Origin of the sequence: Pseudomonas mucidolens (assembly GCF_900106045.1) — a bacterium.
Taxonomy (GTDB): Bacteria; Pseudomonadota; Gammaproteobacteria; order Pseudomonadales; family Pseudomonadaceae; genus Aquipseudomonas; species Aquipseudomonas mucidolens.
Window position 1 is genome coordinate 1,973,950 of record NZ_LT629802.1, and the last position, 11,096, is coordinate 1,985,045.

An 11,096-nucleotide genomic window follows, 5' to 3' on the forward strand; every position below is an offset into this window, starting at 1 on the left:
CGAAAAACCTGAGATCGCCTCGGGGTATCAGATTTCCCGCGTCATCGTTAACGATCTTCGCGAGCAAGCTCGCTCCTACAGGAGAGAATGCACTCGCGAAAATAGATACCTGAGAAATAGCGCAGGGATCAGTTATCGTAACCCAGGTTCGGCGCCAGCCAGCGCTCGGTTACGCTCAAGTCCTGGCGCTTGCGGGTTGTGTAGCTGGTCACCTGATCCTTGTCGATCTTGCCCACCGCAAAGTATTGCGCCTGTGGATGGGCGAAGTACCAGCCGCTGACCGCCGCCGCCGGGAACATCGCGTAATGCTCGGTGAGAAACACGCCGCTGCGCCCGGGTTGCATTTCGCGGGCTTGCGGGTCCAGCAACTGGAACAGCGCGCCTTTCTCGGTGTGGTCAGGGCAGGCCGGGTAGCCGGGGGCAGGGCGGATGCCGCTGTATTGCTCCTTGATCAACGCCTCGTTATCCAGGGTTTCATCCTTGGCATAGCCCCAGTAATCTTTACGCACTTGCTGGTGCAACCATTCGGCACAGGCTTCGGCCAGGCGGTCGGCCAGGGCCTTGACCATGATCGAGTTGTAGTCGTCGCCGGCGTCCTGATAAGCCTTGGCCACTTCTTCGGCACCGATGCCGGCGGTGGTGATGAAGCCACCAATGTAGTCGGTCACGCCGCTGTCTTTGGGCGCAACGAAGTCGGCCAGGGAGAAGTTCGGCTTGCCGTCGGTCTTGATGATCTGCTGGCGTAGGTGATGCAGGCGCGCCAGGGGCTGGCCGTCGTCGCCATAGACTTCCAGGTCGTCATCCTGCACCTGGTTGGACGGCCAGAAGCCAAATACCGCGCGGGCGCTGATGAGTTTTTCATCGATCAGCTTGCTGAGCATTTCCCGCGCGTCTTTATATAGCGCAGTTGCCGCTTCACCTACCACCTCGTCCTGGAGAATGCGTGGGAATTTGCCGGCCAGGTCCCAGGAGATAAAGAACGGCGTCCAGTCGATGTAGTCGGCCAGAACGTTTAGATCGATATTGTCCAGCACCTTGGCGCCGGTGAACGTCGGTGTGACCGGTGTGTAGCTACTCCAGTCGAACTGCGGCTTCTTGGCGACTGCTGCCGCGTAACTCAGGCGTTTGGTGCGTGCGCTGCGGTTGGCGGTACGTTCGCGCACGTCGACGTATTCCAGGCGGGTTTTTTCGACAAAACCGGCTTTCAGTTCCTTGGACAGCAATTGCGTTGCAACGCCCACGGCGCGGGATGCGTCGGTGACATAGATCACCGCGTCGTTGCTGTACTTGGGTTCGATCTTCACCGCCGTGTGGGCCTTGGACGTCGTGGCCCCGCCGATCATCAACGGCAGATGGAAGTCCTGACGTTGCATCTCGCGGGCCACATGCACCATCTCATCCAGTGACGGTGTGATCAGTCCGGACAGGCCAATGATGTCGCACTTCTGCTCCTTGGCCACCTGCAGGATTTTTTCCGCGGGCACCATCACCCCGAGGTCGACGATGTCATAGCCGTTGCAACCCAGCACCGCGCCGACAATGTTCTTGCCGATGTCGTGTACATCGCCTTTGACCGTGGCCATCAGAATCTTGCCCTTGGCTTCCGGTTTGTCGCCTTTCTCCAGTTCGATAAACGGAATCAGGTGGGCCACGGCCTGTTTCATCACGCGGGCGGACTTCACCACCTGAGGCAGGAACATTTTACCGGCGCCGAACAGATCGCCCACGATGTTCATACCGGACATCAATGGGCCTTCGATCACTTCGATGGGGCGGGCGAACGACTGCCGGGACTCTTCGGTGTCTTCAACGATGTGCGTGGTGATGCCCTTTACCAGTGCATGCTCCAGACGCTTATTGACGTCCCAGCCGCGCCATTCCTCGGTCTCGGCTTCCTTGACGGAGCCATCGCCCTTGTACTTGTCGGCGATGGCGAGCAGCGCGTCGGTGCCTTCTGGCGTGCGGTTGAGCACCACGTCTTCCACGGCGTCGCGCAGCTCGGCGGGGATCTGGTCGTAGATCTCCAGTTGGCCGGCGTTGACGATACCCATGGTCAAGCCGTTGCGGATCGCATACAGCAGGAACACCGAGTGAATCGACTCGCGCACCGGGTTGTTGCCACGGAACGAGAACGACACGTTGGACACGCCGCCCGAGGACAAAGCATACGGCAGTTCGTCGCGGATATAGGCGCAGGCGTTGATGAAGTCGACGGCGTAGTTGTTGTGCTCTTCGATGCCGGTGGCGACGGCGAAGATGTTCGGGTCGAAGATAATGTCTTGCGGCGGGAAGCCGACTTCATTGACCAGGATGTCGTATGAACGTTTGCAGATTTCTTTCTTGCGCGCTTCGGTGTCGGCCTGGCCGGCTTCGTCGAAGGCCATCACCACCACGGCGGCGCCGTAGCGCTTGCACAGTTTGGCGTAGTGAATGAACTGCTCGACGCCTTCCTTCATGCTGATGGAGTTGACGATGCCCTTGCCCTGGATGCACTTGAGGCCCGCTTCGATGACTTCCCACTTGGAGGAGTCGATCATGATCGGTACGCGGGAGATGTCCGGTTCGCCGGCAATCAGATTGAGGAAGGTCACCATGGCCTTCTTCGAATCGAGCATGCCCTCGTCCATGTTGATGTCGATCACCTGGGCGCCGGCTTCGACCTGCTGCAGAGCCACTTCCAGGGCTTCGGTGTAGTTGTCTTCACGGATCAGCCGCGCGAACTTGGCGGAGCCGGTGATATTCGTGCGTTCGCCGACGTTGACGAACAGCGACTGGCGATCGATGGTGAACGGCTCCAGGCCCGACAGGCGACAGGCCTTGGGAATGTCCGGGATCGGCCGTGGCGCATAGCCGGCGACCGCATTGGCAATTGCCTCGATGTGGCCTGGCGTGGTGCCGCAGCAACCGCCGACGATATTGAGGAAGCCGCTCTGGGCGAACTCTTCGATGACCTTGGCGGTTTGCGCGGGCAACTCGTCATACTCGCCGAATTCGTTGGGCAGGCCGGCGTTCGGGTGTGCTGACACGTAGGTGTCGGCCTTGTTGGAGAGTTCTTCCAGGTACGGCCGCAGTTCGTTGGCGCCGAGTGCGCAGTTCAAACCAACGGAAATCGGCTTGGCGTGGGCGATGGAGTTCCAGAACGCTTCGGTGGTCTGGCCAGACAGGGTGCGACCGGAGGCGTCGGTGATGGTGCCGGAAATCATGATCGGCAGCTCGAAACCCAGCTCTTCATACACGCCTTGCACGGCGAAGATCGCGGCCTTGGCATTCAAGGTGTCGAAGATGGTTTCGATGAGGATCATGTCCGCACCGCCTTCGATCAGACCTTTGGTGGCCTCGGTGTAGTTTTCCACCAGTTCATCGAAGGTGACGTTGCGATAGCCGGGGTTGTTCACGTCGGGAGACAGCGAGCAGGTGCGGCTGGTCGGACCCAGGACTCCCGCGACGAAGCGTGGCTTGTCCGGGGTCTCCAGGGTTTTGGCGTCGGCCACCCTACGGGCCACGCGTGCGCCTTCCACGTTCAATTCGTAGGCCAGCGACTCCATGCCGTAGTCCGCCTGGGACACCTGAGTGGCGTTGAAGGTGTTGGTTTCGAGAATATCGGCACCGGCGTCCAGATAAGCTTTCTCGATGGAGGCGATGACATCCGGGCGGCTGAGCAGCAACAGGTCGTTGTTGCCCTGGACGTCACTCGGCCAGTCAGCGAAACGTTTGCCACGGTAGTCCTGTTCCTCGAGCTTGTAGCTCTGGATCATCGTGCCCATACCGCCGTCGAGGATCAGAATGCGTTCCTTGAGGGCTTGGTGAAGGGCTTGCAGACGCGCGCTACGATCGGACATGGGGCTACTCTGGTCAGGCATTACGGAGGTTAGGGATCATAACAAACCTGTGCGCTATTGGAGCATGTTTGGGTTTTGCATGAATATCGTTCATGTTGGGGGAGGGCATGGCCCGGTAGAATCACCGCACTTTTCAGCGCACGCATTGCACCGGGACTGGATACATGTCACTTCGCCTCATCCTCAGCGCCGCCCTGGCCTTGATCGCCAGCTCTGCACAGGCACAAGGCACCGCTCCGGCGATTTCCTATACCCGTGATATTCAGCCTATCTTCACGGAGAAATGCGTGGCCTGCCACGCGTGCTATGACTCGGCCTGCCAGCTCAACCTGGGCAGTGCTGAGGGCGCGACACGTGGGGCGAGCAAAATGCCGGTGTACGACGGCGAGCGCAGCCGAGCCGCGCCGACTACCCGCTTGTTTTATGACGCGATGGGTAAAACAGACTGGCAACGGAAGGGCTTTTACTCTGTGCTGGACGCCCAACACAGTCAGGCAGCCTTGATGGCGCGTATGCTGGACTTGGGACACCGCACGCCTCTGGCGCCCAATGCCAAGCTGCCCGCGGAGATTGTGCTGGGTCTGAATCGGCAAAACATGTGCCCGCTACCGGGGGAATTTGAAGCGTACGCGGGTGCCCATCCCAAGGAAGGCATGCCCCTTGCCGTCACCGGCCTGACCGATCAGCAATACCAGACCCTGCAACGCTGGCTGGCGTCCGGCGCGCCTATTGATGAGCAAAGCCTGGCTCCAAGTGCCACCGAAACCGTGCAGGTACGGCAATGGGAAAACCTGCTCAACCAACATGGTGCCCGGGAAAGCCTGGTGGCGCGCTGGTTGTACGAGCATTTGTTCCTTGCCCACATCTACTTCGAAGACGGCGAGCCAGGGCATTTTTTCCAGTGGGTGCGTTCGCGCACGCCGAGCGGTCAGCCCATCGACCTGATCAATACCCGTCGACCGAACGACGACCCAGGCACCCAGGTTTACTACCGGTTGTGGCCGGTACAAGGGGTCATCGTCCACAAGACCCACATCACGTACCCGTTCAGTGCCGATAAAATGGCACGCATCAAGTCGTTGTTCTATAGCGGCGACTGGCAAGTCACGGCACTGCCCGGTTACGGGCCGGGGCGCAGGGCGAACCCGTTCGAGACCTTCGAGGCGATCCCGGCCAGGGCGCGTTATCAGTTCATGCTTGATAACGCCGAATACTTCGTGCGCACCTTTATTCGCGGGCCGGTGTGCCGTGGGCAGATTGCCACGGACGTGATTCGCGACAACTTCTGGACCTTGTTCTAGGACCCGGATCACGACTTGTACATCACCGATGCGCGTTTTCGCGGCCAGGCCACGCCATTGCTGGCGATGCCCGGGCAGAACGATGACGTGGGCAGCGTGTTGGGCCTGTGGCTGGCCTATCGCGACAAACGCAACGCATACGAGGCCTTGCGCCGTGACAACTACGCCGATCTGCCAGCACCCGATTGGTCGGATTTGTGGATGGGCAATGACAATGCGCTGCTGAGCATCTTCCGCCACTTCGACAGTGCCTCGGTGATGAAAGGCCTGGTTGGCGAAGTGCCGCAGACGATGTGGCTGTTCGATTACCCGTTGCTGGAGCGCACTTACTATCAGTTGGCGGTCAACTTTGATGTGTTCGGTAATGTCTCTCATCAGGCGCAGACGCGCTTGTATTTCGATCTGATCCGCAACGGCGCCGAGCAGAATTTCCTGCGCCTGATGCCGGCCGACTCTCGCGAGGGGTTCCTCGACGATTGGTACCAGAACAGCGGCAAGGTCAAGTTGTGGCTGGATTACGAAGCCATTGATGATGACAAGCCAAGCGGACTGAAACTGGACGAGACATCCCCCAAGCGCGACTTCGCCACGCAATTGCTGGCCCGCTCGGGTGCCCTGAATGTCAGGCCGGACCCGATCAACCGCTGCATCAGCGCGTATTGCTCGCGGCCCGGCATCGATCCGGCGCTGCGCGATGCCGAACAAGCCCTGAGTCGCCTGACTTCCAGGCCGGCGGCGGGGCTCAAGGTGATCGAGCAGTTGCCGGAAGCGACAATGCTGCGTGTCGAAACCCGTAGCGGCACGCGTGAGGTGTACAGCCTGTTGCGTAACCGCGCGCATAGCAATGTGGCTTTTATGCTCGGCGAAGCCTATCGCTATCAGCCTGGGCTGGACACCCTGACGATCTATCCGGGAGTGCTGAGCAGTTATCCGAACTTTATGTTCAACGTTCCAGCCGAAGAAGTACCCGAGTTTGTCGAGGATATGCAGCGGGCCAAGGACCCCCAGGGTTTTGAGCGAATTGTCGAGCGCTGGGGCATACGCCGTAGTCATCCGCAATTTTGGCGGTACTTCCACGATCTGTCGCGCTACATCCGTGAAACGACGCCAGTGGAAGAGGGCGTACTGGATATGAATCGCTATGAGAACCTGTGATTGCGCGCCGCGGCCTTTCCCGACAAAAATACTAGGACTTTGTGCCATCCCAAGGATTGGCGTAAACTGCCGGCAAGCCTGTGAGGAGTTTCCATGACTGCCATAACCATTACCGACGCCGCCCACGATTACCTGGCTGATCTGCTGTCCAAGCAGAACACCCCGGGCATCGGCATTCGCGTCTTTATCACCCAGCCTGGTACCCAGTACGCAGAGACGTGCATTGCCTATTGCAAGCCGGGTGAAGAAAAACCCGAAGACACTGCGCTGGGTCTCAAGAGCTTCACTGCCTATATCGACGCGTTCAGCGAAGCCTTCCTTGACGATGCGGTGGTCGATTACGCCACTGATCGCATGGGCGGCCAATTGACCATCAAGGCGCCCAACGCCAAGGTGCCGAACGTCAATGCCGACAGCCCGATCAACGAACGCATCAATTATTACCTGCAGACCGAAATCAACCCGGGACTGGCCAGCCACGGCGGTCAGGTCAGCTTGATCGATGTGGTCGATGACGGTATCGCCGTACTGAAGTTTGGCGGTGGTTGCCAGGGCTGCGGCCAGGCCGATGTGACGTTGCGTGAAGGTATCGAGCGCACGTTGCTGGAGCGGATTCCCGAACTCAAGGGCGTGCGCGACGTGACCGATCACACGCAGAAAGAAAACGCCTACTACTGAGTAAGACGTTCGCTGCAAACAAAAAACGACGCTCTGCGTAATGCCGGTCAGTTAAGCCTTTTCTGTAGGAGCGAGCTTGCTCGCGAAAAACGTCAACGATAACGCGTTTTTCCTGAATAAACGCGGCGCCTATGAGTGCTTCGCGAGCAAGCTCGCTCCTACAGTAGTTGGCGTTCCCTTAACTGATCAGCATTACGCGGGGCGTCGTTTTTTATGCGCGCCGCAGAAGGCGAGGGCCTCGTTGCGTTTCTTTGTCAGGAACGATAGAGGTGCGCGTGCCCTGCGCGATACAGCGATGACTCGCTGAAGCTATCGCTGGCGAGTACCCGGCCCACCACAATCAAAGCCGTACGCCTGAAGCCTTTCGCCGCTACTTTCTCGGCAATATCCGCCAGCGTACCCACCACCCAATCCTGATCCGGCCATGTAGCGCGGTGCACCACGGCGATCGGGCAATCGGCGCCGTAATAGGGCAACAGCTCAGCAACAATCTTCTGCATGTGACTGACGCCAAGGTGAATCGCCATGGTGGTGCCATGCTGCGCCAGGCTGGCGAAGCTTTCCCCCGCGGGCATCGTGGTCTTGTCCGCATACCGCGTCAAAATCACGCTCTGAGCGATATCCGGCAGGGTCAACTCACTCTCCAGCAGCGCCGCGCAGGCCGCCACCGCCGTGACTCCCGGAATGATCTGGAAGGGAATCTGCAGCGCCCGCAAGTGTCGAATTTGCTCACCAATCGCGCCATATAGACTTGGATCACCGGAATGCACCCGTGCCACGTCTTGACCTTTGCCGTGGGCGTCTTTGATCAAGTCGATGATCTGCTCCAGGTGCAACTCGGCGCTATTGATCACCTGTTCGGCCTGATGCCCTTCCAGCACTGCGGCTGGCACCAGGGAGCCGGCGTAGATGATCACCGGGCAACTGCGGATCAGCCGTTGGCCTTTGACGGTGATCAGTTCCGGATCGCCGGGGCCAGCGCCGATGAAGAAGACGGTCATGAATGGATTCCTGTGAAAAAGCAGGCGGGCAAGGCTCCAGATGAAGATTGCTCATGATCAAACAAGGGATTATCCGGCGTTTAGCCGGCGTACGCCAAGGCAAAGGTCGCCTGAAGTTTTTTTTGGCGAGTGATCAACAGCCGGGCAGGGCACCCAGACAACTGCTCGGCCAGGGCCAGGGCGGCACTTTCGGCGATGCCGTGGCAACCGGTGTGGGTAAACGCCAGCGCCGAACGGTGGCTTAGCCGGGTGTCGTAGACCGCCAATTGCTCGGCAGCGAAAAACTGCAACGGCAGCCGGAGAACATTGGCCAGTGCGAGCAACCCCGGCTCATCGCGTTTGTGCTCGATACTGGCGAGCGCGTTGATGCGCCGCGGATCGATTCCCTCGGCATCCAGGGCGGTGTGAAACAGAGCGAGCAGGGTGTCGACGTCACAACCGCGCTGGCAACCCAGGCCGACCACCAGGATCGGCGTGGTGCTGTCTGGCATCATGCCGCGTACTGAGTGTCGGGATTGCGGCGAAACAGCCAGGCGCTGATCAAGCCCAGGGCCAGCCAGAACGCAACGTTGGTCAGTTGCGAGGCGATCTTGAACTGCGTTTCCAGGGCTTCAGGCGCCAACATCGAGTGCATCAGCGGTTGTGGCGCGCCAATCACATGGGGCACCGCCAGAATCGCCACGCCCAGGATTTTCAGTAGCCAATGACGACCAAACGCGATCAGTGCGATACCCACGGCGGTGGAGGCAGCAGCGCCGATCCACCAGAGTTGCCGTTGCGCCAGATCCGCCGCGGCGGTGCCCGGCAATTCCGGTGGCAGGCCCAACGTCGGCGCCAGCACAAACGTGGCGTAACCGGCCAGTCCCCAGAGCAAACCCTGGGCCGTGCGAGTCGGTGCACGCAGGGTGTACAGGCCGGCAAGCAACAGTGCGAACCCCACCGCCACCACCAGATTACTGCCCGTGGTGAACAACACACGCTGCCAGCCGTCTTCCGGGGCCCAGGCTTCGGCGTCGTGGCTGTGGGCCGCGGTGCCTGCGGCGTGTTCGTGGACCTCGCTGGCGGCCGGGGCGCTTTCATAGGCTTCCGCCTGGATAATCAGCGGGGCAACCCACAGGCTTTGCAGCAAGGTCAGCAACAGTGCGGCCAGCAGACCGGTAAAACCGGCGGTTTGGGCGATTCGCTTGATCATGTCGACAGCTCTCAATGGCACGGGAAGGCGGCGCTGTGGCGCGTATCGTGGGCAGCGTTGTGGACGGCCTCGATGTGCGAGAACCCGGCGAAGTACACCAGGCACACACCGAGGATCGACGCCCCAATGGCTGCGGTCAGGCGCTGACTTAAGGTGGCGGTGCTGCTGGCGGTAGGCGAAGTGCTGCTGATGATCGACATGGCGCGTCCCTTTCGAGTGACAGGGTGAAACGAGCGCATGCAAACCCCGCGAGCCGGGCACGCAGGGTTCGGAACAGCGCCCGCCCACCGCGGGTTTGTTATTGAATGATCGGGCCGGTCTCCGGGCTTGCGAGGGGGGCTCTGGAAAGAGTCATCCCGAAAAGCGTCACCTTCCCATGCCGCTGGCACAGTGGATTTGACACTTCGCTCGCTTACCGTTGCGGGGGCAGCACCGGACTGGTCCTGAGCCTTGAAAAAAAGCTCAGGGTTTACCGGTTTCCCGTTTCACCCTGTGAAGGGCACCCGAAACAAGATGCGTAGGAGAGCATGGCCCGGGGATGGTAGTCAAATGGCCCGAGCCCCTGTAGCCTTGCAGCTTCGAGGTTCTTCGGCCGAGGTCGAAGCTAAGAAGGGAACGCGGTCAATGCCGCGGCTGCCCCCGCAACTGTAAAGGGTTTATCTGCCTGCCACGCCACTGCCGGAACCCGGCGGGAAGGCGCAGCCAGCGTCGCTCGAAAGAGCGGCAAGCCCCAAGCCAGGAGACCTGCCTCGCAACTGATTTTCCATTTCAACCGGGCGGGGTGATCCGGTGACGAATTTCGTTTCTGCGCGCCGCCGCAGGACCAGTCGTCCCGTATGCCCGCCCTAAAGGGCATTCGATGAAAACACTGGCCAAACTCCCCGTCACGATCGTTACCGGCTTCCTCGGATCAGGCAAAACCACCTTGCTGCGCCATATGCTGGACAACGCGCAAGGTCGTCGCATCGCGGTGATCGTCAACGAGTTCGGTGAACTGGGCATCGACGGTGAGATTCTCAAGCAGTGCGCCATCGGTTGCACCGAAGAAGAAGCCAATGGTCGGGTCTACGAACTGGCCAACGGCTGCCTGTGCTGCACCGTCCAGGAAGAGTTCTTTCCGGTGATGCGGGAGTTGGTGGCTCGTCGTGGCGACCTCGATCACATCCTTATCGAAACCTCGGGCCTGGCCCTGCCAAAACCTCTGGTCCAAGCCTTCCAGTGGCCGGAAATCCGCAGCGCCTGCACCGTTGACGCGGTGATCACCGTGGTCGACAGCCCGGCCGTGGCGGCCGGTACCTTCGCCGCGTTCCCGGATCAGGTCGATGCCCAGCGCAAGCTGGACCCGAACCTGGACCATGAGTCGCCGCTGCACGAATTGTTTGCCGACCAGTTGGCCAGTGCCGACCTGGTGATCCTCAACAAAACCGACTTGATCAGCCCTGAAGACCTGGCCCGCGTACGCCTGGAAGTGGCGCACGAACTGCCGCCGGCGGTGAAAGTCATCGAAGCCAGCAGCGGTCGCCTGCCGCTGGATGTGCTGATCGGCCTTGGTGCCGGTTCCGAAGCACATATCGACGCGCGCCATAGCCATCATGATCATCATCACGAAGGTGAAGACGATCATGAACATGATCACGATGCGTTCGACTCCATCTCCATTGACCTGCCGCAGGCCGACGAAGCGCTGCTGCTCGATGCCTTGACGCAACTGGTGGTGCAGCACGGAATCCTGCGCGTGAAAGGCTTCGCCGCGATTCCCGGCAAGCCGATGCGCCTGCTGATCCAGGGCGTCGGGACGCGTTTCGACAAGCATTTCGACCGCGCCTGGGGGGCTGATGAAGCCCGCACCACGCGGTTGGTGTTGATCGGCCAGACATTGGATGCGGCGGGTCTCGAAGCGCAGTTGCGCGCCGCCCTCAGCGTTTAAATC

General features: G+C 60.2%; 7 protein-coding genes, 1 pseudogene and 2 riboswitches. Of the genes and pseudogenes, 3 read left to right on the forward strand and 5 right to left on the reverse strand.

Features of this window, described 5'->3' with window-relative positions; all coding sequences use genetic code 11:
- Positions 1–128: 128 nt before the first annotated feature.
- A complete protein-coding gene (gene metH, locus BLU75_RS09345; RefSeq protein ID WP_090221430.1) occupies positions 129–3,839 on the reverse strand; it encodes a methionine synthase in 3,711 nt (1,236 codons plus the stop codon).
- A gap of 164 nt (positions 3,840–4,003) precedes the next feature.
- On the opposite strand from metH, the pseudogene BLU75_RS09350 reads away from it, so the two are divergent.
- Together BLU75_RS09350 and nfuA are read left to right on the forward strand one after the other, a co-directional pair.
- A pseudogene (locus tag BLU75_RS09350) lies at positions 4,004–6,295 on the forward strand (fatty acid cis/trans isomerase).
- Positions 6,296–6,388: 93 nt separating this feature from the next.
- Entirely contained in the window at positions 6,389–6,973 is a 585-nt protein-coding gene (gene nfuA, locus BLU75_RS09355; protein WP_057436766.1) for a Fe-S biogenesis protein NfuA, read from the forward strand.
- Between the two features lie 254 nt (positions 6,974–7,227).
- Here the strand turns inward: nfuA and cobM are convergent, their stop codons facing one another.
- From cobM to BLU75_RS09375, 4 genes are all read right to left on the reverse strand, one after another.
- Positions 7,228–7,974 (reverse strand): precorrin-4 C(11)-methyltransferase, encoded by a 747-nt coding sequence (gene cobM / locus BLU75_RS09360; RefSeq protein ID WP_084380860.1) that lies wholly within the window; start codon positions 7,972–7,974, stop codon positions 7,228–7,230.
- Positions 7,975–8,054: 80 nt separating this feature from the next.
- Positions 8,055–8,468, reverse strand: a complete 414-nt coding sequence (locus BLU75_RS09365; protein ID WP_231982633.1) for a cobalamin biosynthesis protein — start codon at positions 8,466–8,468, stop codon at positions 8,055–8,057.
- Entirely contained in the window at positions 8,465–9,166 is a 702-nt protein-coding gene (locus tag BLU75_RS09370; RefSeq protein WP_084380861.1) for a CbtA family protein, read from the reverse strand. Before BLU75_RS09370 ends, BLU75_RS09365 begins: the two co-directional genes overlap by 4 nt.
- Before the next feature lie 11 nt (positions 9,167–9,177).
- On the reverse strand, positions 9,178–9,366 hold the full coding sequence (locus BLU75_RS09375; protein WP_084380862.1) for a CbtB domain-containing protein: 189 nt from the start codon (positions 9,364–9,366) through the stop codon (positions 9,178–9,180).
- A 95-nt stretch (positions 9,367–9,461) separates the two neighbouring features.
- A riboswitch (cobalamin riboswitch) is annotated at positions 9,462–9,688 on the reverse strand.
- Between the two features lie 42 nt (positions 9,689–9,730).
- A riboswitch (cobalamin riboswitch) is annotated at positions 9,731–9,932 on the forward strand.
- 93 nt (positions 9,933–10,025) lie between these two features.
- On the opposite strand from BLU75_RS09375, the gene cobW reads away from it, so the two are divergent.
- Positions 10,026–11,093: a cobalamin biosynthesis protein CobW gene (gene cobW / locus BLU75_RS09380; protein WP_084380863.1), complete on the forward strand. Its 1,068-nt coding sequence runs from the start codon at positions 10,026–10,028 to the stop codon at positions 11,091–11,093.
- Positions 11,094–11,096 lie beyond the last annotated feature (3 nt).

Bases quoted from the DNA above. Each gene is read 5' to 3' on its own strand.
- metH (WP_090221430.1), bottom strand. From the start codon at position 3,839: ATGTCCGATCGTAGCGCGCGTCTGCAAGCCCTTCACCAAGCCCTCAAG.
- nfuA (WP_057436766.1), top strand. From the start codon at position 6,389: ATGACTGCCATAACCATTACCGACGCCGCCCACGATTACCTGGCTGAT.
- cobM (WP_084380860.1), bottom strand. From the start codon at position 7,974: ATGACCGTCTTCTTCATCGGCGCTGGCCCCGGCGATCCGGAACTGATC.
- BLU75_RS09365 (WP_231982633.1), bottom strand. From the start codon at position 8,468: ATGATGCCAGACAGCACCACGCCGATCCTGGTGGTCGGCCTGGGTTGC.
- BLU75_RS09370 (WP_084380861.1), bottom strand. From the start codon at position 9,166: ATGATCAAGCGAATCGCCCAAACCGCCGGTTTTACCGGTCTGCTGGCC.
- BLU75_RS09375 (WP_084380862.1), bottom strand. From the start codon at position 9,366: ATGTCGATCATCAGCAGCACTTCGCCTACCGCCAGCAGCACCGCCACC.
- cobW (WP_084380863.1), top strand. From the start codon at position 10,026: ATGAAAACACTGGCCAAACTCCCCGTCACGATCGTTACCGGCTTCCTC.